At 34.1% G+C, this 18,690-nt stretch carries 26 protein-coding genes; 3 read left to right on the forward strand and 23 right to left on the reverse strand.

Annotation, left to right across the window (positions count from 1 at the left end; genetic code table 11):
- Positions 1-14 precede the first annotated feature (14 nt).
- Complete coding sequence (gene thrC / locus HYD3684_RS01645) at positions 15-1,073, forward strand: threonine synthase (RefSeq protein ID WP_012513370.1); 1,059 nt, start codon at positions 15-17, stop codon at positions 1,071-1,073.
- Here thrC and HYD3684_RS01650 read toward each other — a convergent pair.
- Genes HYD3684_RS01650 through metG form a run of 17 tightly spaced genes read right to left on the reverse strand, consistent with a single transcriptional unit; the run spans position 1,070 to position 13,465 of the window.
- Positions 1,070-1,678, reverse strand: coding sequence for a condensin subunit ScpA (locus HYD3684_RS01650; protein ID WP_015418953.1), 609 nt, complete (start codon positions 1,676-1,678; stop codon positions 1,070-1,072). The two genes, thrC and HYD3684_RS01650, sit on opposite strands and share 4 nt — an antisense overlap.
- Positions 1,662-2,078 carry a molybdopterin-guanine dinucleotide biosynthesis protein B gene (locus HYD3684_RS01655; protein WP_015418954.1) on the reverse strand — a complete coding sequence of 139 codons (417 nt, stop codon included), beginning with the start codon at positions 2,076-2,078 and terminating at the stop codon, positions 1,662-1,664. The genes HYD3684_RS01650 and HYD3684_RS01655 overlap by 17 nt, the downstream gene beginning before the upstream one ends.
- Positions 2,075-2,938 carry an acetylglutamate kinase gene (gene argB, locus HYD3684_RS01660; protein ID WP_015418955.1) on the reverse strand — a complete coding sequence of 288 codons (864 nt, stop codon included), beginning with the start codon at positions 2,936-2,938 and terminating at the stop codon, positions 2,075-2,077. The genes HYD3684_RS01655 and argB overlap by 4 nt, the downstream gene beginning before the upstream one ends.
- A gap of 10 nt (positions 2,939-2,948) precedes the next feature.
- Positions 2,949-4,310 carry an NAD(P)/FAD-dependent oxidoreductase gene (locus HYD3684_RS01665; RefSeq protein WP_015418956.1) on the reverse strand — a complete coding sequence of 454 codons (1,362 nt, stop codon included), beginning with the start codon at positions 4,308-4,310 and terminating at the stop codon, positions 2,949-2,951.
- The gene (locus HYD3684_RS01670) at positions 4,297-4,542 is read right to left on the reverse strand and encodes a hypothetical protein (protein ID WP_237698616.1); all 246 of its coding nucleotides are present in this window, start codon (positions 4,540-4,542) and stop codon (positions 4,297-4,299) included. Before HYD3684_RS01670 ends, HYD3684_RS01665 begins: the two co-directional genes overlap by 14 nt.
- Positions 4,542-5,717 carry a pitrilysin family protein gene (locus HYD3684_RS01675; RefSeq protein WP_015418958.1) on the reverse strand — a complete coding sequence of 392 codons (1,176 nt, stop codon included), beginning with the start codon at positions 5,715-5,717 and terminating at the stop codon, positions 4,542-4,544. Before HYD3684_RS01675 ends, HYD3684_RS01670 begins: the two co-directional genes overlap by 1 nt.
- Positions 5,718-5,719: 2 nt before the next feature.
- Positions 5,720-6,760: a tetratricopeptide repeat protein gene (locus tag HYD3684_RS01680; RefSeq protein ID WP_015418959.1), complete on the reverse strand. Its 1,041-nt coding sequence runs from the start codon at positions 6,758-6,760 to the stop codon at positions 5,720-5,722.
- The gene (locus HYD3684_RS08365) at positions 6,757-6,900 is read right to left on the reverse strand and encodes a hypothetical protein (RefSeq protein ID WP_015418960.1); all 144 of its coding nucleotides are present in this window, start codon (positions 6,898-6,900) and stop codon (positions 6,757-6,759) included. Before HYD3684_RS08365 ends, HYD3684_RS01680 begins: the two co-directional genes overlap by 4 nt.
- The gene (locus HYD3684_RS01685) at positions 6,897-7,571 is read right to left on the reverse strand and encodes a PspA/IM30 family protein (RefSeq protein WP_015418961.1); all 675 of its coding nucleotides are present in this window, start codon (positions 7,569-7,571) and stop codon (positions 6,897-6,899) included. The genes HYD3684_RS08365 and HYD3684_RS01685 overlap by 4 nt, the downstream gene beginning before the upstream one ends.
- Positions 7,572-7,625: 54 nt before the next feature.
- The gene (locus HYD3684_RS01690) at positions 7,626-7,943 is read right to left on the reverse strand and encodes a DUF2703 domain-containing protein (protein ID WP_015418962.1); all 318 of its coding nucleotides are present in this window, start codon (positions 7,941-7,943) and stop codon (positions 7,626-7,628) included.
- Position 7,944: 1 nt separating this feature from the next.
- On the reverse strand, positions 7,945-8,514 hold the full coding sequence (locus HYD3684_RS01695; RefSeq protein ID WP_015418963.1) for a TetR/AcrR family transcriptional regulator: 570 nt from the start codon (positions 8,512-8,514) through the stop codon (positions 7,945-7,947).
- Between the two features lie 25 nt (positions 8,515-8,539).
- On the reverse strand, positions 8,540-9,298 hold the full coding sequence (locus HYD3684_RS01700; protein WP_015418964.1) for a tRNA methyltransferase complex GCD14 subunit: 759 nt from the start codon (positions 9,296-9,298) through the stop codon (positions 8,540-8,542).
- Positions 9,298-9,744, reverse strand: a complete 447-nt coding sequence (gene accB / locus HYD3684_RS01705; protein WP_015418965.1) for an acetyl-CoA carboxylase biotin carboxyl carrier protein — start codon at positions 9,742-9,744, stop codon at positions 9,298-9,300. The genes HYD3684_RS01700 and accB overlap by 1 nt, the downstream gene beginning before the upstream one ends.
- Position 9,745: 1 nt before the next feature.
- The gene (gene efp / locus HYD3684_RS01710) at positions 9,746-10,330 is read right to left on the reverse strand and encodes an elongation factor P (protein WP_012513402.1); all 585 of its coding nucleotides are present in this window, start codon (positions 10,328-10,330) and stop codon (positions 9,746-9,748) included.
- Positions 10,323-11,078 (reverse strand): DUF815 domain-containing protein, encoded by a 756-nt coding sequence (locus HYD3684_RS01715; RefSeq protein ID WP_015418966.1) that lies wholly within the window; start codon positions 11,076-11,078, stop codon positions 10,323-10,325. Before HYD3684_RS01715 ends, efp begins: the two co-directional genes overlap by 8 nt.
- Positions 11,075-11,947 (reverse strand): 4-hydroxy-tetrahydrodipicolinate synthase, encoded by an 873-nt coding sequence (gene dapA, locus HYD3684_RS01720; protein ID WP_015418967.1) that lies wholly within the window; start codon positions 11,945-11,947, stop codon positions 11,075-11,077. The genes HYD3684_RS01715 and dapA overlap by 4 nt, the downstream gene beginning before the upstream one ends.
- Positions 11,948-11,983: 36 nt before the next feature.
- On the reverse strand, positions 11,984-13,465 hold the full coding sequence (metG, locus tag HYD3684_RS01725) for a methionine--tRNA ligase (RefSeq protein WP_015418968.1): 1,482 nt from the start codon (positions 13,463-13,465) through the stop codon (positions 11,984-11,986).
- 61 nt (positions 13,466-13,526) lie between these two features.
- On the opposite strand from metG, the gene HYD3684_RS01730 reads away from it, so the two are divergent.
- The gene (locus tag HYD3684_RS01730) at positions 13,527-13,928 is read left to right on the forward strand and encodes a hypothetical protein (RefSeq protein ID WP_162467532.1); all 402 of its coding nucleotides are present in this window, start codon (positions 13,527-13,529) and stop codon (positions 13,926-13,928) included.
- On the opposite strand, the gene HYD3684_RS01735 is transcribed toward HYD3684_RS01730, so the two are convergent.
- From HYD3684_RS01735 to HYD3684_RS01760, 6 genes are read right to left on the reverse strand one after another with little or no spacing between them, the layout of a single operon-like run.
- Positions 13,925-14,212, reverse strand: coding sequence for a DUF503 domain-containing protein (locus HYD3684_RS01735; protein WP_015418971.1), 288 nt, complete (start codon positions 14,210-14,212; stop codon positions 13,925-13,927). The genes HYD3684_RS01730 and HYD3684_RS01735 overlap by 4 nt on opposite strands.
- Before the next feature lie 14 nt (positions 14,213-14,226).
- The gene (locus tag HYD3684_RS01740) at positions 14,227-14,649 is read right to left on the reverse strand and encodes a tetratricopeptide repeat protein (RefSeq protein ID WP_237698617.1); all 423 of its coding nucleotides are present in this window, start codon (positions 14,647-14,649) and stop codon (positions 14,227-14,229) included.
- A 14-nt stretch (positions 14,650-14,663) separates the two neighbouring features.
- Positions 14,664-15,692 (reverse strand): tRNA 2-thiouridine(34) synthase MnmA, encoded by a 1,029-nt coding sequence (gene mnmA / locus HYD3684_RS01745; protein WP_015418973.1) that lies wholly within the window; start codon positions 15,690-15,692, stop codon positions 14,664-14,666.
- 2 nt (positions 15,693-15,694) lie between these two features.
- Complete coding sequence (locus HYD3684_RS01750; protein ID WP_015418974.1) at positions 15,695-16,135, reverse strand: thioredoxin family protein; 441 nt, start codon at positions 16,133-16,135, stop codon at positions 15,695-15,697.
- Entirely contained in the window at positions 16,132-16,872 is a 741-nt protein-coding gene (locus tag HYD3684_RS01755) for an ABC transporter permease (RefSeq protein ID WP_015418975.1), read from the reverse strand. Before HYD3684_RS01755 ends, HYD3684_RS01750 begins: the two co-directional genes overlap by 4 nt.
- A 2-nt stretch (positions 16,873-16,874) precedes the next feature.
- The gene (locus tag HYD3684_RS01760) at positions 16,875-17,771 is read right to left on the reverse strand and encodes a protoglobin domain-containing protein (RefSeq protein WP_015418976.1); all 897 of its coding nucleotides are present in this window, start codon (positions 17,769-17,771) and stop codon (positions 16,875-16,877) included.
- Between the two features lie 35 nt (positions 17,772-17,806).
- Here HYD3684_RS01760 and HYD3684_RS01765 point away from each other — a divergent pair, with 35 nt between their 5' ends.
- Positions 17,807-18,688, forward strand: a complete 882-nt coding sequence (locus tag HYD3684_RS01765) for a DMT family transporter (protein WP_015418977.1) — start codon at positions 17,807-17,809, stop codon at positions 18,686-18,688.
- Positions 18,689-18,690 lie beyond the last annotated feature (2 nt).

Genomic DNA, 18,690 nt, shown 5'->3' on the forward strand with positions numbered 1-18,690 from the left:
TAAAATATTTGGATATGGGATATTGGAAAGGACTAATACACGCATATAGAGAATATTTGCCGGTTTCTGAGAAAACTCCTATTATAACCCTTTACGAAGGCAACACTCCTCTTATAAAAGCTCAAAGAATACCAGACATGCTAAAAGTAGGGGTGGAGCTTTATTTTAAGTTTGAAGGCCTAAACCCCACTGGTTCTTTTAAGGATAGAGGTATGACAATGGCTATATCAAAAGCCGCCGAATCTGGTAAAAGAGCCGTTATATGTGCATCCACTGGCAATACCTCAGCTTCGGCTGCTGCTTACGCTGCAAGAGCTGGTATGAAAGCTTTTGTGGTACTTCCAAAGGGTGCTGTAGCTCTTGGTAAACTATCCCAAGCTATTATATACGGGGCCAAGGTAATAGCGCTTCTTGGAAATTTTGATGATGCTTTATTTATAGTAAGAAAAATAGGTGAAATATTACCAGTAGAAGTGGTAAATTCTGTAAACCCTTATCGGATAGAGGGTCAAAAAACCGCTGCCTTTGAAATAGTGGATGCTTTAGGGGATGCTCCCACTTATCATTTTATACCCGTTGGAAACGCTGGTAACATAACAGCCTATTGGAAAGGTTATAAAGAGTATCATGCTATAGGAAAATCAAAAAAACTTCCCATTATGATGGGTTATCAGGCAGAAGGATCAGCTCCTATAGTAAAAGGTTATCCTATAAAAAACCCTCAAACCATAGCCACCGCTATAAAAATAGGCAATCCTTACAGCTGGAGAAATGCCATCCAAGCCGCCAAAGAATCAAACGGTAAAATCGATGCGGTTACAGATGATGAGATACTTTACGCTTACAACCTTGTGGCTTCTTGTGAAGGGGTTTTTTGTGAACCAGCTTCCGCTGCATCTGTAGCAGGCTTTATTAAAAGCGCCAAAGAAGGTATTTTTAAAGAAGGCGATGTGGTAGTCTGCACATTGACTGGTTCTGGCTTAAAAGACCCAGATACCGCTATGAAATCCGCCCAAAGCCCTATAGAAGTACCACCGGATTTAAACCAGGTTTTGAAGCTTATAGAGATTTAAAGCTTTTCTATTATAATGTCTCCGTAGTGTTCTTTTTGATATATATCTGCATGTTTGTCGTATTGGATAAACATAAGGGCTGTAAATTGGACTGAGGCTTTGTCTTGCTCTACTATCTCAGAAAAGTATAGCTTTGGTTTTTGATTTATGGTAGCTTTTAGATGCTCTATCACATCTTTTAATATGGATCTATGAAGAGGAATTTTGCGTTTTTTCATTAAAGAACGATGTCTTTCTTTTGTGAGAGTATACTTTTTTCTTTCTTTTGGTATTTTTGGCGTGTTTTGTTGTTCTTTAGGTTCATCTATAGGTTCTGTTTGAGATTCATCATACATTTGTACAAGCTCTTTTAACGTGAGTCTTTGACGGTGTATTTTTGGTTTTGGAAATAGTATCTCAAGCTTTTTTTTAAATAAAAATGTGGCAGCAGAAAGGGCATTTGCTGGTATACGCATATCAAGAAGTTCCATGTTTCTTATTTGTTCTATGTAAAGTTGTGCTAAATTTGCTATATCTATACTCCAGGGGTCAATTTTACCCTCTTCTACAAGCGGTATCAAAAGGCTAAACGGATGGTCTTCTGGAAGTTTAAAATCCACTGACATAAGTTTCTACAAACTTTTTAAGCGCTTCTTTATCGCCGTTATATTCATAAACTATATTTTCTAAAGGTTCTTTTATATCGCCTACTTTTACTTTAGGAAAAGCCATATACTTAAAACCTTCTAATATTATCAAATCGTAATCTTTAAAAAACTCTATAGCTTCTTCTATGGTTTTTGGCTTTTGGTATAAAACAAACGTGTCTTTTGATAAAATAGCACTTTGATGGTTTATATTAAATATTCTTGAAGTATCGGAGTTTTCTTTATCAAAAACAGCATGGCCTTTGGGGTCGTGTTTTATGTAGGCTATTTTGTATTTGTCTTGGAAGCTTTTGATAATATACTCTATTAAGGTGGTTTTTCCGCTGTTGTGATATCCTACAAAAGAAAGGATTTTCATAAAGATATCTCGGTGCCTATACCTTCTTTTGTAAATACTTCTATAAGTATTGAGTGTTTTATTTTACCGTTTATTATATGCACTTTTCTAACGCCTCTTAAAATAGCATCTATGGCAGAGTTTATCTTGGGTATCATACCTTTTGTAATAGTACCATCTTCTATAAGCTCTTTGTATTGGTTTTTATGTATAGAAGATATAGTTTTACCGCTTTTATCTAAAATACCATCTGTATCTGTCAAAAATATGAGTTTTTCAGCTCCAAGCTCACAGGCGATTTCTGTAGCTGCCATATCGGCATTTACATTGTACATTTGATTTGATTCTGGGTCTATGCCTATTGGTGCTATAACAGGGGTATAGTCCATCTGTATAAGCTCCCTTATAAGTTTTGTATTTACAGTTTTTACTTTCCCCACATATCCTATATCTTCGCTGTCTTGATAGTACTTTGTACATATCAAAAGATTTGCGTCTATACCAGAGAGCCCTATAGCCCCATGCATGTTTGACATTTCTTTGTTTAGCATTGATACTATATCTTTGTTTAGTTTTCCTATGAGCACCATCTTTGCTACGTCCAAAGACTCTTTATCGGTTTTTCTTATGCCGTTTATAAATTCTGTTTGTATGTTTAGCTTATTTAACATGTTTGTAATGTCTTTACCACCCCCATGCACAAGCACTACCTTTATACCTACGTACCTAAGAAGGGCTATATCCTTTGCAAAAGAATGTTTTAGTTCCTCTTCTTCCATGGCAGCCCCGCCGTATTTTACTACAAAAATCTTACCGTAAAAATCTCTTATAAAAGGTAGTGCCTCTTGAAGTATAAGGGCTTTTTCTAAAAGCTGTTCCATCTTAAAAGCCTCATAAAAGTTTTTTCTGAGAAGACATAACAACAGTTTCAGATAAAGAAGGATGAGTGTACATGCATCTTGATAAAAACTCTAAATCTTTTCCAGCTTTTACTATGTGTACCAATTGATGAATTAGCTCTCCAGCTTGAGGTCCCAGTATTTCTGCTCCTAAAATCTCTTTTGTGTTGGCATCGTATATTACCTTTGCGTATCCTTCAGCTTCATCGTCTATAATAGCTTTTGGATTTTTAGCAAAGGTGGCAGTACCTACTTCATAGTCTAATTCCATATCTTCCGCTTGATCTATATTTATACCAAAAGATGCAATTTCATAAGCTGAGTATATAATCTTTGGCACAAGCTTATAATCTAATTTTTCTGCATCGTTGTTTATATGGGCTACAGCGGTTCTTCCTTCGTACATAGATTTATGGGCAAGCATCAAAGGCGATGTCACATCACCACAGGCGTATATATGATTTACAGATGTTTTGGCGTATTCATCTATTTTTACATATCCTTTTTCTGTAAGAGCTATATCTGTATTTTCTATACCTATGTCTTTTGTGTTTGGAGCTCTTCCAACAGCTTCCAATATAATATCGTATTCTATAATAGTGCCGTCTTTTAAAATAGCTTTTCTTTTACCATCTTCTTCTATAAGATTTTCTATAGTGTTTGAAGTAAATATCTTTACACCTAAGCTTTTAAGCTTTTTACTAAGATAAGAAGCGCTATCTTCTGATTCTGAAGGTATTATCCTTTTTGAAATATCTACTAAATATACATCTATATCATACATTCTAAATATATACGCAAACTCTACACCCACTACGCCTGCCCCTACTATGAGAACTGATTTCGGTTTTTCTGTGATACCCCAGATGGTATCCGTGTTGTATATTTTAAACTTTGTTTTGTCGTAATGAAGTATGCTAACCACAGAAGAACCAGTAGAAAGAAGTATATATTTGCCTTTTATTACATCCCCTCTTGTGGTTTCTATGGTGTTGTTGTCTTTAAATCTACCTTTTCCATAATATATATCTATTTTTAAGCTTTTAGCATAAGCTTTGAAACTTTCCCTTATATCGCTGACGGCGTTGTCCCTATGCTCTTTAAAAGCAAGCCAGTCTATATCTTGGCTGTCTATCTTGATACCGTATTTTATACCTCTTGAAAGATGCTCTCTTAGTTTAGCACCAAATCTCATATATTTTGATGGTATACAGCCTCTATTTAGACAATTGCCACCTATGGTTTTTTCGGATATATCTATCATTGCAACGTGCATTCCGTATCTTTTAGCATGGAGTATAGCCTCATAACCACCAGACCCGGCTCCAAATATAACTATGTCATATTCTTTCATCTTCCTTACTCCTATCCTTTTTGCTATTTTTAATTTTATTCTTTCTTCGTTCTTTGTAAACCTCTTGTCTTATGTCTTTTATCAATTTTTTGTATTTATAGAATACACTAGGTACTTTTATTGGTAAATGGTAATATTTTTCAAGCATAAGCATAATATCTTCTGTGGTAAGATATTTTTTGTTGGTAATAAGGGTTTTTATATATTTGTATATCCTTGAATCTTTTTTCACTATGTTACCACTACGCACTTGTGATGATTTATGTATGTTTTATAAACATGCTCTATGTCTTCTTTGGAGACTTTGTTTACAAGATTTTCGTAATCAAAAACTGTGTCTTTACCAAGTCCTATAAGCTCATAATATCCCATGGTGTAAGATTTGCTAAACCTCGTTTGATGCTCCAAAGAAAAGTTTCCTATTAGCTTTTGTTTGGCAAGCGTTATATCCTCTTCATCTATTTCAAGGTTTTTGATGATGTCGTTAAGGTCTTCCAAAGCGCTTTGAGATTTTTCTACAGATGTTCCTATGTAAGCTATCATCTTAGAGCAGTAAATATTTGTAGAAATAGAGCTATTTACCGCATATGCATAACCTTTTTCTTCTCTTAAAATCTTAAAAAGTATAGAGCTCATACCGTTTCCAAGGATTGCATTTAACACTTTAAAAGCAAAATACTCATTTTTATCTATTGGCAAAGGAGCATCGTATCCACACATAATACTAGCCTGAGCCCCGCCCCTTTTTATATTTATAACTTCATCTTTGTCTACTTTAGGACAGATGTTTGCTGGTGGTGTTCCTTGGCTTTTAGAAAAAATATCCAATACGCTTTTTATTGTTTCAAGATCTTCATCTTCTAAATTGTCTGCTACTACGCTTATGATAGGTTCTTGGTTTAATATATCGGCGTATCTTTTTTTAACATCTTCAAGGGATATACTTTTAACACTATCTTCAGTGCCTAAACTTGATATCTCATAGGGAGTATTTTTATACAATATTTTTCTTAAATTGTCAAAAGCAAAATCAAAAGGCCTTTCTTTTCTTGATTTTAAAGTAGATAATACGTTTTGTTTTTCTATCTCTAAAGTTTCTTCTTCAAATACGCTATTTGTAAGTATATCTTTTAAAGTATCTATAGATTCTTTTATATTGGCTTTTTTTGTAGCTATTGATATTGTTATAAAATCTCCGTAGGTTTTAAATCTTAGAAATCCCCCAACATTTTCAAATACTTCGTTTATTTCCTGGGAAGTTTTTGAAGTGGTTTTTTTACCCATTAGTGATGTGGTGATGTTTGTAAGGCCCTTTATAGGCTCATACATAGCCCCGCCTTTTAAAAAAATGTTTATAGCCACTATATCAAAATCAGAGTTTGTGTTATGGTATATAAATTTCTCCATATTTAACTCCAAGAATCATCTTGATTTGTATCTATATCGTTGCCCCAATCATCTCCACCTGCAAAATCTATGTTGTTGTCTGTATCTTGGTTTGTTATGTCTTGGGTGTTATCTATGGGCGGTTCGTTGTAATAGTTATTTTCTACGATAGTAGGACCCATTCCAAAACCACCACTAAACACAGAACCCATCAAAGAGCCCATCGCCATCATGCCAAGCAGGTCCATAAAAGACATCCCACCGCCCATCATGCCAGGTCCCATAGTTTGCTGGTTTTGATAGTTTTGCTGGGGATTTGTATTTTGAAGGTTTTTTAAATCATCGTGGGTTTCATAGGTGTTTTTGACCCCTGTAGCCACTTCTTTTAGTTTGTCTTTGAGATTTTCAAAGTATATATAAGAGCCTTCTATATCTTGAATTTCGTTGTTTTTAAGCTTTTGAAGTAAATCTATCATCTTTTGTTTTATTTCGCTTAGTTCGTTTAATCTGTCTGATAAATCTTTTTTGGCTGGATCATCGTCTTTTAAAGACACCAAATCTATAGATAGTTTTGTTTTCACCTTTTCAATATTTTCAAGATACAACGTAAGTTCTTGCATAAGCTTTGTCTTTATATCTTCTTTGTTTTTGTTTGTAAGTTTGTTTGATATGTATAAAAATACAGCCCCCGCTATCAGCAAACCACCTATTAAGAAAAATATCATAGCACCTCCAAAAGTACCCTTTTTGACTTTGACAGATTTTTCTAAATCCCTTTCGTAATTTTTTAAATAACCTTTATGGGCAAAGGACTCTGAAGGGTCAAGTTTTTTTGCTATGTTTAACTCGTTTAGAGCTTTGTTGTATTTTCCTTCAATATAGTAAACTTGAGAAAGCATATAATGGGCTTTTGCGGAGTTTGGGTCTTTTTGCAACACTTCTTTTAAAAGCTCTTCTGCTTTATGATAATGCCCAGCTTGAACTTCTTTAGCTATATCGGAAGGAGTTGGTAGTGCCAAAGCTAAGCTAAACCACATCAAAAAGAATATTATATATTTTTTCATATATTAAACCTTTTTCTTCCTATGTTAAAAGCCAAAAACACCGCAAACAAAAACGCCCCAAGCATAAGAAATCCCATAATCTTCCATACTATTATACCTATTACAAGCACAATGGCTAGCAAAATAACTTGTTCTATCATTTTAATCCCATTTCTTTCTTTAGGGCTTCAAGTTTATCGTCTACGGTGCTTGTTTTTTCAAGGTTTTCAAATTCTTTTTCTATATCGGCACCGGTTTGCTCATCTTCTATATTTTTCATAGCTTTTGCTTTTGCCTCTTCTTTTAGGACTTTTTCTTCAACAGAGTCAAGCTTTTCCTTAGCATGAGAATCGCCTATACCTGTGGTGATTTCGGAAGCTTTTTCTTGGGCTTTTGCCACTTCGTACCTTGTGCTTAGGATATCTGCCTTTGATTCTAGTTCTTGTTTTTTATTTTTTAACTCTTGTATTTTGGCTTTTAACTCGTTTATAGATGGTTCTAAAGCTTCAATCTGTTTTTGATAGATATCTGCTTGTTTTTTCGCTTGTTCTTCTTGCTCTAAGGCTTTTTTGGCCAAATCTTCCCTGTTTGCTTGTAAAGCCTTTTTAGCCCTTTCATGCCATTCGTTGGCTTCTTCCTCATATTGGGTTTTCTTTTGTTTTAAGAGCTCATACTCGGCCATTACGTTTACCATGCTGGCATTGGCTTTTTCTATCTGCTCTTCTAAATCCCTTATCACTTGTCTTGCGGTTCTTCCAGGCTCTGACGCTTTGTCTAAAGCATCGTTTAAAGCCCCTTTAATCTGGGTCATTAGATTTTCTAAAAAGCTCATAAACTTACCTCCTTTTTATTATAATCTATATCCCCTAAATAAAATATTTGTGAGTTATAGAAAATTTTTTAGTTTTTCTTTTATAAACTCTTTTGGTATAACACCGCTTATATTACCATTTATGTTGAAAGTCCTACAAGAATATGATATCTGGTCTGGCTCCTTGTTCGTATATATATCTATACCGTTTACATATATAGACGGTGAGCCCATAAACTTAACTTTTTGAGCTGTTTCTAAATCTTTTACATCTATACTCTTTATTGGTATATTTATGTTTAGCTCTTTCAAAGCCTCCATTAGATTTTTATATGTGGGTTCAGAGTTTGGGCAACCTTGGAAAAATAAAAACTCTATTTTTTCTATACTCATTTTAGACTCCTTCTTTGCTGCTTTTAAAAATATTTAATAAAAGCCTATAAGCTTTTTCTTGTATATCTTCTTCTATGTCGTCTATGAAACCCATCTCATAGAATAAAAATATACGCTCTAACGTGCCTATGAAAAGCGCAGTGGCATATTCTGGTTGTATGCCTATCTCTTCATGGCTTTTAAAAAATTCGTATATAACATCTTTTGGCATTTTACCATCTTTTAGCTTTAGCTCATAGTCTATTTTAAAATAATGAAATAGATTTATAAACTTAAAAGCCTCTGGGTTTGTAAAAGCATAATTTAAAAACGCTTCGGATAGATTTTTTAAAGCTTCTTCAAAGTTTTGGGCTTTTGATAAGGCGCTACTTAAATGGTTATAAAACTCCTGTGAGCTATTTAGAAAAAGAGATTTAACTATTTGCTCTTTGCTGTCAAAATGCCTATATATGGCTCCTTCTGTTATGCCCACCGCTCTTGCTATGTCTTTTATGGTAGTTTCTCTAATGCCTTTATTTGAAAATATTTTAAGAGCCTCGTGCAATATCCTGTTTCTTGTTCTTCTTGGCATGTTAAGATATTAACATAAGTAAACATTAACAGCTATGATTTATATTTCTGCTAAATATCAGTATAGCTGTATGAGCTGGCATAAAATCTTCTGGTCTTAGCCTATCTGGATTTGGTTTTAACTTTCTAAGTAATATCTCAGATATTTCATAAACAAAGAATTTATCTTTTAATGATTCTAAAAGCTTTGAAACTTGGTTGTAGGTGGGTACCAAAAAACATACGTTTGCACCAGGTTTAAGCTCTTTATGCAACTTATCTATGTATTCCCAAGGTTCTTTTGTGTCTATAAAAGCACAGTCAAAAAATCCTTCGTCGTATTTTGCATCGTTGTAGTTTGCTAGTGTGGCTTTTAACCTATCGTCTAAAAATCCAAAGGTTTTTAGGTTTTTAATAGCGTTGTCGTAAGCTTTTTGGTTTTCTTCGTGGGTGTATAAAATGGCATCTTCTTTCATGGTTTTTAATATAATGGCACTCATTACAGCGCTTCCCATACCAAACTCAAGGATTCTTTTACAAGATGGTATATCTAATTTTATAGTCGTATAAAAAGCATCTTTTGGATATACTATTTGAGTTTCTCTTTTAAACCCATATTTTACAATTTCTTCAAGCGTGGGTTTTGCTACAAAAAATCCGTTTAAGAAAATGCCTTCTTCTTTGCCTATGATGTCATCGTATTTTAGTATGTGAGATTTTACGTTTAGGCTTTCGCCCTTTTTTACTCTTTTTATATAGACTCTATCGCTGTATCTTATTATAACTAAATCGTTTTCCAATATCATTATAGAGGGGATATTTCAAAGAGAGGCTGACCGTATTCTACTACTTCACCGTTTTCTACCAAAATGTTTTCTATTCTCCCTCTTACATCGGATTCTATTTCGTTCATAACTTTTAAAGCCTCTATTATACACAAGGTTTGGCCTGGTGATACTATGTCTCCTACTTCTACGAAAGGTGGTGCATCTGGAGAAGGCGCTCTATAAAAAGTACCCACCAATGGGCTTGTGATAACGTGATAGTTAGATTTTTGCTCTTCTTTCGGTGCTTGGGCTTCTTCTTTTTGTCTTGAAACTTCCAATGGCCTTGTATCCTTTGGCACTTCTTCTACTATATAAGTCTGGCCTTTTTCAAGTTCTAACGTAAAATCTCCAGAGGTAAGCTTCAATCTATGTAAACTCGAGCTATCTAAGGCTTTTATAAGGGCTAGTATAGGTTCTAAATCCATATTACTTTTTCTGGGCTCTATCAAGCCTTTCTAAATATTGGCCTGTTCTCGTATCCACTTTTACTATATCACCTTCGTTTATAAAAAATGGCACTTGAATAACGGCTCCGGTTTCAAGTTTTGCAGGCTTTGAGCCACCAGCTGCGGTATCTCCTTTGAAGCCTGGGTCTGTTTCTATTACTTCAAGCTCCACTGCCTTTGGAAGCTCTATACCTATTGGTTTATTCTTGTAGATAAAAACTACTACGGTCATACCTTCTTTTAAAAATTTTGCCTCTTCCTTTATATCTTCCGCATTTATGCTTATCATTTCGTGAGTGTTTTGGGTAAGGAAGTGATATTCGTCTGCATCCTTATAAGAAAACTCTGCAAATACTTGCTCAAAATCTGCAAGTTCTATACTATCAGAAGACTTGTAGGTGATTTCGATAGCGTTGCCAGTGTTCATGTTTTTGGCTTTTACTCTGACAAAAGCCTGGCCTTTACCAGGTTTTACGTGGTCGTAATCCACAACTCTGTAGGGCTCACCCTTGTACTCAATAAACATATCCCTTTGAATGCGGTTTATATCAATCTTTTCAGCCATGGTTTTTATTATAGCATAAATTTACCGTTAGATATTTTGCAAATTGTTTTGCACTTCTACCAGAATAACCACCGGCGTTTAGGGCAAATCTATCGGCTTCTTTCTCAAATTCTTCGTTCCATGTTAGGTTTAGGCTTTTAACATAATGTTTTACAATATTTATATACTGCTCTTTTGAAAAGCCCCAAAAACCAAGCCTAAGACCAAACCTATCCACCAAAGCGTAAGCGTCGTTTAGGCTATCTTCTGGAAACTTTTCGTCTTGTAGCTTTTCTATGGTAAGGTCTCTTCTATTTGAAGTGGCATAAACTATGAGGTTATCTGGTCTTTGTTCTATATCTCCTTCTAAAAGGGCTTTCATCAAAGAAAACCTTTCATCTTTTTCACTAAAAACAAGATCATCAAAAAACAGTATAAACCTATAAGGTTTATCGTAGATGTATTCGTATATAAAAGCCAAATCTTCAAGGTTTGATTTGTAAGCTTGTATCATCCTAAGCCCTTCGTCTTTAAATCTAAAAAGCATAGATTTTACCAAGGCAGATTTGCCGCTTCCCCTTCTTCCCCAAAGTAAAACATCGTTTGCCATATACCCTTTTACAAAGCAATGTGTATTTTTTATAAGTTTTTCTTTTTGGTCATCTATGAAAAGAAGATCATCTGGGTTTATAAGATCTGGTCTTTTGATGGGTTCTAAGTTTTTTTCTATTATCCTAAAAGCCAAAAAGGTTTTTAGTTCTAAACTCATATAAGGTTATATCTTTTTAGGACTTCTTTTAATTTTTCTTCGTTTTGAGGAAGCATTTCACAAAGAGGTAGTCTAAACTCTTTTTTTACCATACCCATCAAAGAAAGAGCGGTTTTTACAGGGATTGGGTTTGTCTCTATGAACATAATCTTAAATATTTCCAAAAGATAATAATGCATATCTCTTGCTTTTTCAAAATCCCCTTTTAAAGCGTAAGAGGTAAACTCCTTTATCTCTTTTGGCATCACGTTGCTTATAACAGAGACCACACCTTTAGCCCCTAAACTCATCATAGGAAGTGTCAAAGAATCATCTCCAGAAAATACCGTGAAGTTTGGCATTCTTTTTAAAATCTCAGATATTCTATCCATATTTGGTGTAGATTCTTTTGAGCCTTTTATATTCTTGTGGTCTTTTGCAAGCCTTTCTAAAGTATCTACAGATATTTCTATACCTGTACGAGAAGGTATGTTGTAGATGTATATGTCTATATCTACTTCTTTGGCTATCTTGCTAAAATGTCTATAAAGCCCTTCCTGAGTTGGTTTGTTATAATACGGTACCACTAAGAGGGCGCTATCTGCTCCTACTGCTTTTGCAAACGTAGTAAACCTCAAAGCTTCTTCGGTGGAGTTTGCACCGGTTCCAGCCATTATATGTATGCGTTTTTTTGCGCTTTTAACGGCAAACTCTATAACAGATTCGTGCTCTTCGTAGCTTAAAGTAGGTGATTCGCCAGAAGTCCCGCATACCAATATGCCGTCTGTACCGTTTTGTATTTGAAATTCAATGAGCCTCTCAAAAGCCCCGTAATCTACCTCGCCGTTTTTAAAAGGTGTTACTATGGCTGTTATGCTTCCTGTTAACATACTAATAATATAACCTAAAAATTGATATTTGGTTTTTTATTCTATCTTGGGAAATAGGTTTATCTTGGTTTTTATAGCCTCAAAGTCTATGGAGTAAGGCTTTGGAGATGTTATGTAGTATATCTTTACTCCCAAAGCATCAAAAACCTCTTTCATCTTGTTTGGCATAAAAGGATTTAACATCCAGCAAGATAAGAGTATGCCATCTATCAGCGTAAGAAGCACATCTTTTAAAGATGGATCGTTATTTTTGGCTAAGGTCCAAGGGGCTTTTTCATCCACATACTTGTTTAGATAATCTACAAGCTTCATCACCTCTTCCAAAGCTTTGTGAAATTGAAGCTCGTTCATATATTTATCAAAAGCCTCCAAAACTTCTGTAGCTACCTTTTTATAACCTTCATCTTCTCTTATATTTTCTTTTGAAACTATGTTGTATTTGATACACATAGCAAACGTTCTACTTATCAAATTTCCAATGCCGTTTGCAAGCTCTCCGTTTATTCTTCTTTTTACAGCTTCTTTGGAAAAATCCCCGTCTTGGCCAAAGGCCACTTCTCTTAGCAAGAAATACCTTGTTTCGTCTAAACCGTATTCGTTGACTACGTCGTAGGGATTTATAACGTTACCCAAAGATTTTGACATTTTTTGTCCTTCTACAGTCCACCATCCGTGAGCGTAAACGTGTTTTGGAAGTTCCATATCAAGAGACATCAAAAAAGCTGGCCAATAAACAGCGTGAAACCTCAGTATATCTTTACCTACTATGTGAAAATCCGCTGGCCAAAACTCTAATTTATTTTTAAACTTTAAAGCGGATATATAGTTAAACAAAGCATCAAACCATACATAAATAACATGGTTTTTATCAAAAGGAAGCTCTATGCCCCAGCTTACTCTTTCTTTTGGTCTTGTGATAGATAAATCTTTCAAGCCTTGTTTTACAAAAGCTATAACCTCTTCTTTTCTATAATCTGGTTTTATAAAATCTGTTTCGTAAAGCTCTAAAAGTTTATCTTGATATTTTGATAGTTTAAAAAAATACGTCTCTTCTTTTATAAGTTCGCATTTTTTCTTGTGTATAGGGCAACTGTAATCAAAATCTTTTATCTCGGATTCAGGTTTAAATTCCTCACACCCGACACAGTAGTATCCTTCATAGTATCCTTTATATATATCACCTCTTTCATAGACCTTTGTTATAACCTCTTGTACGTAAGCTTTGTGGTAATCATCGGTGGTTCTTATGATATGATCGTAAGATATTTTTAGAAAATCCCACAGGTTTTTAAAGTTTTCAAAGTTTTTATCGCAAAGCTCTTTTGGAATCATCCCCTTTTCTTCAGCGGTTTTTTGAAGCTTTAGCCCATGCTCATCTGTACCTGTTAGAAAGAATACATCAAAGCCTTTTTGCCTTTTGTACCTGGCTATGGTATCTGCTGCTATGGTGGTATAAGCATGTCCTATATGTGGTACATCGTTAACATAATATATAGGTGTTGTTATGTAAAATTTCATAGATACCAATATAACATACTTTATTTTGTTTTAAAAGCCAAATAAGATGTATAATATGGTTATGAAAGTTTCAAAAACCTATAGGCTTAGTTCAAAAGCTATTATGAAGATAGAAGCTTTGGTTGAAAAACTTGATATATCTGCCACAGAAGTAATAGAAAGAGCTGTAGAAGAATTCTATTCTAAAGAGATAAAAGGCTTGCAGTGTATAGCCATAGACAAATATAACGAAATAGTAGACAAGTTAAAAGAATCCAACGATACTATTTTAGATTTAAACAAACAGATAATGTCTTTGTATGAAAAGATAAAACAATTAGAGTACGATAAAATATCCTTAGAATTTAAGCTTAAAGAAAAAGAAAAAGCATACAACAGGCTTAAAAAGAGGATAGAGAATGTACCTTTCTGGAGAAAAGATATATCTGAGCTTTTTGGTCATAAAGATGAAGATGAAGATTAGATGTTTACAAACTCTAAACTTACGTTAAAAAGTATATCTGGCCACTGTTTTTCGCTAAATTTTACCACTGAGCTTAAAACTTGATTTACGCCTTCTTTGTCTCTTCCTATCACAACTGCCCCTATTCTTGAACGTTGCCAAGAATCGTGAAAATCTATCTCAGATACAGATATTTTGAAGTTGCTAATTAGCTTATCTTTTATAGATCTTATGTAATGTCTTTTTTCTTTTAAAGAAAGAGCCTGTGGAATATAAAAATCTATGATGATCACACCTACCACCATAAAAGTATTATAGCTTAGTATTGGTTAGTTTCGCTTTCTATTTCTTTTAAGGTATCTTGATAAGCTTTGTTGTTGGGTTCAAGTTTTAAGGCTTTTAATATATAAAACTTTGCTTTATCAAAATCACCGAGCTTATAGTAAGTGTAGGCCAAGTTGTTCATGGCATCTGTGTTTTTAGGGTTTATATCTATGGCTTTTTTATAGTATTTTATAGCGTCTTTGTAATTCTTTTCTTTAAAAAGCGCATTTCCTAAGTCAAAGTATGCAATGTCATAGTGTTTATCTTTTCTTATCGCCATTTTATATTGATATATAGCGTCTTTAAAATCCTTTTGTTTTTCGTAGGTGTATCCAAGCTCTACATGCTCTTTAGCACTAAGAGGATCGTGTACTATAACTATGTAAGAACAAGAGCTTAGTATCATAGTAAAAGCCAAAAAAACAAGCTTTTTTAAGATATGATGCCACCTCCTAAAAGTATATCCCCAAAATAAATAGCTCCTACTTGTCCTTTTGCTACTTGCGTTGCTGGTTCTTTTAGAAAAACTCTTAAATCATCTTTGTCTTCTTCTATATGCTTTATAGGTATGGGTTTTGAGTTGTATCTAATTTGAATATACATATTATCTTTTTCAAAATCTTCTAACTTGTTGTAATCTTTTAATGTTATTGTATCTTTGAAAAGATATTCTTTTTCACCTACGTAAAGTATATTGTTTTCAATATCTTTTTCTACCACATAAAGCGGTTTATGATAAGACACTCCTAATCCATGTCTTTGGCCTATGGTATATCTATGTATGCCTTTGTGTTTTCCAAGTTTTTTTTGAGTGGCTATATGCACTATATCGCCTTGCGTCATGTCTATAAATTGAGACAGATAATCTTCTAAGTCCATACCTTTTAAAAAACATACATCTTGAGATTCTATTTTGTTAGCCACTGGAAGGTTTATTTTCTTTGCAATCTCTCTAATTTCTTGCTTTGTCATATAACCCACAGGAAACATAAGATAATCAAGACTTTGTTTAGGAATAAGCGCCATAAAGTAAGATTGATCTTTTTCTTTAGCTCTTTTTATTTTACCTTCTTCTTTTATCACGTAGTGCCCTGTAGCTAAAAAATCTATATCTGCAGTTTGTTTTAGATAAAAGCCCAAAAACGCAGTTTTTACATCTTTATTGCATATGGCACAAGGATTTGGCGTGAGGCCAGTTTTGTAGCTTTTTATAAAATAATCTATCACTCTTTCTTTGAATAGATTTTCCCAATCAAGCGTAATATGTGGTATACCAAGGATATCGCAAACAAGCCTTGCATCTTGCACATCTTTTGGAGAGCAGCATACTCTGGCGTTTTCTTTGCATTCTTCTTTATAAAACCTTAATGTAACGCCTATTACATCATGACCTTGTTCTTTTAGCAAGTATGCGGCTACGCTTGAATCGACGCCGCCACTCATACCAACGGCAATTCTCATATTTACTTGTAAAGCTTACTTAGTATGTATAAAAATTGTTCTTTTGTTTTGTACCCTTGATAAACTCTAAAATGCCCGTTTGGATATACAACAGCAAAAGCAGGGGTACCAAACAATCTAAACTTTCTAATAAACTTATTTCCACCGGAGTCGTCTACATTTACCGAAGAAAATACAAAGTGCTTGTTTATAAAATCCACTACGTCTGGCTTTTGTAACACGTATTGGTCAAAAAGATCACAGTACGTACAATCGTTTCCGTAAAAGTATAAAAGCACAGGTTTATGCTCTTTTTTTGATAGCTCTTTGGCTTGGTTGTAGTAATAAATATATAGCCCGTGCCATATAGTAGGGTTAGCGTTTGATACATTGCTTGTGGTGTCATCGGCAAATACCATAATACTAAAAGCCAAAAACGTTAAAAATATCCTAAAATACCTCATGTATATATGATAGCAGTTAAAAAGTAATCAAGTATAAGAATTAACATAGAAGAGATTACAACTGAGGATGTAGTAGCTCTACCAACACCTTGATTTCCACCGCTTGCCTTGAAACCAAAATAGTTGCTAACTATGGCAATTACTATACCATATGCAAAAGCTTTATACAATCCCCCGTATATATCGTAAAAATCTACAATTTCCTTTGTTTTATCCCAGTACATATGCCCGTTTATATGGAATATTATGGTACTTACGAGGTATCCACCAATTATGCCAGAGATGTCTGATAGTATTGTAAGAAGTGGTAAATCAACCATGCAAGCAAAAAGTATTGGGCTTGTAATATAAGCGTAAGGGTTTATAGCCAGTGTTTCAAGAGCGTCTATTTGTTCGGTAACTTTCATAGTGCCTATAGAAGCTGTGATGGCTGAGCCTACTCTTGCCACTACCATAAGAGAGGTTAATACAGGTCCAAGCTCTCTGCCCATAGAAAGAGCTACGAGTGCCCCAATGAGGTATTCGGAGTTAAACTTATGAAGTGTAGAATAAGTTTGTAGCGCCAAAACCCCACCGGTGAACATAGAGGTTATAACCACTACCGGCACAGTATCAGCTCCTATGTAAATTACTCTATCTACAAAGTGCCTTATTTTCGGCCTATCTTTAAAAATGTGCAAAAGCGCCGTTAGGAAAATATAAAAAGCCTCTCCTAAAGCGTTTATAAACTCTACCATGTTTACTTTTTCTCCACTTTGTTTATTATAAAGTAAACTATACCTATAAAAAGCATCAGTATACCAAGTATTAAAAGCTCAATACTTTTTTTTGGATACAAAGATATTATAAGTATTTTTCTTATAATGGCAGCTAAAGCTATGCCTGCAAACACTTTAAGAGACAGCGGAGCTCCTTTTAAATGTTTTAATTCTTCGTTTAAAAGCTCAGATATAGCGTACAAAATAAGCGTAGAACCAAGTATCTCAAGGGCTGTAGACTCTGGGGACACTCTACCAAGTACCAAGTTTACCAATTCGTACAGTATCCATCCACCACCCACTATAGCCAAAAAGCTCATTATGGTAACGATAAAAAGATCTATTGATCTTGAAACTCCTTGAATGCCTTTTATAAATATTTTTTGGATTTTAGAAGTACCTAAATAAGTTTTAAATTCTTCTTCTCTATAAGCTTCTGTGATAATATCGAGGTTTATATCGAGAATTTTATCTATAGACTTTAAAATCTTTGTCTTTTCGTTTGCATCGGCGGTTTTTTCTATGACTAGGGTTTCTATGAACTCTCTAACAAAATTCATTGAAGAGTTTAGATAGTGGGGCGGTAAACCTATCTGAACATGTCTTGTGCCTATACGCTGAACTTTTGAAATATAAAGATGATCTAAGTTTCCCTCAAAAAGCTCCAAAAACCAAGCTTGTAAGTGGGCTTTGTGTCTTTCTTTTATTTTTTCATCTTTTAAGTACCTGTCTTTATCTTCAAAGATATTAAAATATTCATAAAGCTTATTGACAAAATCATCCTTGTATTTAATCGCTATATTTTTCATTTGTTTAAGGTGTTTTTCATCTTCTTCATTCCAATTGTAATGCTTTTTAATTTCTTCTATGCTTCTCATTTACAACTAATATTATATGCTAAAATAAAAATCTTATGCATAGGTCTATAGATAAAAAAGCTTTCTTTTTGTTGATAGTATTATCTTTTATATGGGGTTACAACTGGGTTTTGATGAAGCAGGCTATAAGTTATATGCCAGAGCTTTATTTTGCCTTTTTTAGAACTATATTTGGTGCTTTTTTGCTTTTTGGTATCTTGGCTTTTAATAAGAAAAGCCTAAAAATAACGCATTTTAAATATGTGAGCATACTAGGGCTTTTGCAAACCACAGGTTTTGTAGGCCTTACTATCCTGGCTCTTAAATTTGCTAAGGCTGGTAAAACCGCCATCTTGGTTTACTCCATGCCTTTTTGGTTAGTGTTGTTTTCTTGGAAGATTTTAAAAGAAACACCAGATAGAAAGGAAATAATTAGCAACGTCGTAGCTTTTTTAGGACTTTTTCTTGTGTTAGAACCTTGGGATATGATGGGCAACAAGGGGTTTTTAGGTGATGCTCTTGCTGTTTTAAGCGGTATCTCTTGGGCTTTTGCGGTAATTTGGCAAAAAAGACATCACAACTTAAATGCCGATATAGTCTCATTAAACGCATGGCAGATGCTTATAGGAAGTATAGGTATTTTGATATGTGCTTTAATGTTTGAGAGATTTTATATGAAGTTTTCTTATTTTCTTTTGTTTGCTATATTTTATAATGCGGTTTTAGCAAACGCTTTAGCTTGGGTTATATGGAGTTATGCGATAAAAAGGCTCCCTTCTGGTTTTATGGGGCTTACTATGCTTACGACACCTGTAATAGGTATGATTAGTTCTATGATTATTCTAAAAGAGCGTATGGATTTTTACGAAATAGTTGGGTCTTCTTTTATTTTATTGGGACTTTTAATAAATACTTTAGATCATATAAGAAAAGCTTAAAA

It is taken from the genome of Hydrogenobaculum sp. 3684 (assembly GCF_000213785.1).
GTDB lineage: Bacteria > Aquificota > Aquificia > Aquificales > Aquificaceae > Hydrogenobaculum.

Excerpts from the sequence above, each read along its gene's own strand:
- thrC (WP_012513370.1), top strand. The coding sequence starts at position 15 with ATGGGATATTGGAAAGGACTAATACACGCATATAGAGAATATTTGCCG.
- HYD3684_RS01650 (WP_015418953.1), bottom strand. The coding sequence starts at position 1,678 with ATGTCAGTGGATTTTAAACTTCCAGAAGACCATCCGTTTAGCCTTTTG.
- HYD3684_RS01655 (WP_015418954.1), bottom strand. The coding sequence starts at position 2,078 with ATGAAAATCCTTTCTTTTGTAGGATATCACAACAGCGGAAAAACCACC.
- argB (WP_015418955.1), bottom strand. The coding sequence starts at position 2,938 with ATGGAACAGCTTTTAGAAAAAGCCCTTATACTTCAAGAGGCACTACCT.
- HYD3684_RS01665 (WP_015418956.1), bottom strand. The coding sequence starts at position 4,310 with ATGAAAGAATATGACATAGTTATATTTGGAGCCGGGTCTGGTGGTTAT.
- HYD3684_RS01675 (WP_015418958.1), bottom strand. The coding sequence starts at position 5,717 with ATGGAGAAATTTATATACCATAACACAAACTCTGATTTTGATATAGTG.
- HYD3684_RS01680 (WP_015418959.1), bottom strand. The coding sequence starts at position 6,760 with ATGAAAAAATATATAATATTCTTTTTGATGTGGTTTAGCTTAGCTTTG.
- HYD3684_RS08365 (WP_015418960.1), bottom strand. The coding sequence starts at position 6,900 with ATGATAGAACAAGTTATTTTGCTAGCCATTGTGCTTGTAATAGGTATA.
- HYD3684_RS01685 (WP_015418961.1), bottom strand. The coding sequence starts at position 7,571 with ATGAGCTTTTTAGAAAATCTAATGACCCAGATTAAAGGGGCTTTAAAC.
- HYD3684_RS01690 (WP_015418962.1), bottom strand. The coding sequence starts at position 7,943 with ATGAGTATAGAAAAAATAGAGTTTTTATTTTTCCAAGGTTGCCCAAAC.
- HYD3684_RS01695 (WP_015418963.1), bottom strand. The coding sequence starts at position 8,514 with ATGCCAAGAAGAACAAGAAACAGGATATTGCACGAGGCTCTTAAAATA.
- HYD3684_RS01700 (WP_015418964.1), bottom strand. The coding sequence starts at position 9,298 with ATGATATTGGAAAACGATTTAGTTATAATAAGATACAGCGATAGAGTC.
- accB (WP_015418965.1), bottom strand. The coding sequence starts at position 9,744 with ATGGATTTAGAACCTATACTAGCCCTTATAAAAGCCTTAGATAGCTCG.
- efp (WP_012513402.1), bottom strand. The coding sequence starts at position 10,330 with ATGGCTGAAAAGATTGATATAAACCGCATTCAAAGGGATATGTTTATT.
- HYD3684_RS01715 (WP_015418966.1), bottom strand. The coding sequence starts at position 11,078 with ATGAGTTTAGAACTAAAAACCTTTTTGGCTTTTAGGATAATAGAAAAA.
- dapA (WP_015418967.1), bottom strand. The coding sequence starts at position 11,947 with ATGTTAACAGGAAGCATAACAGCCATAGTAACACCTTTTAAAAACGGC.
- metG (WP_015418968.1), bottom strand. The coding sequence starts at position 13,465 with ATGAAATTTTACATAACAACACCTATATATTATGTTAACGATGTACCA.
- HYD3684_RS01730 (WP_162467532.1), top strand. The coding sequence starts at position 13,527 with ATGAAAGTTTCAAAAACCTATAGGCTTAGTTCAAAAGCTATTATGAAG.
- HYD3684_RS01735 (WP_015418971.1), bottom strand. The coding sequence starts at position 14,212 with ATGGTGGTAGGTGTGATCATCATAGATTTTTATATTCCACAGGCTCTT.
- mnmA (WP_015418973.1), bottom strand. The coding sequence starts at position 15,692 with ATGAGAATTGCCGTTGGTATGAGTGGCGGCGTCGATTCAAGCGTAGCC.
- HYD3684_RS01750 (WP_015418974.1), bottom strand. The coding sequence starts at position 16,135 with ATGAGGTATTTTAGGATATTTTTAACGTTTTTGGCTTTTAGTATTATG.
- HYD3684_RS01755 (WP_015418975.1), bottom strand. The coding sequence starts at position 16,872 with ATGGTAGAGTTTATAAACGCTTTAGGAGAGGCTTTTTATATTTTCCTA.
- HYD3684_RS01760 (WP_015418976.1), bottom strand. The coding sequence starts at position 17,771 with ATGAGAAGCATAGAAGAAATTAAAAAGCATTACAATTGGAATGAAGAA.
- HYD3684_RS01765 (WP_015418977.1), top strand. The coding sequence starts at position 17,807 with ATGCATAGGTCTATAGATAAAAAAGCTTTCTTTTTGTTGATAGTATTA.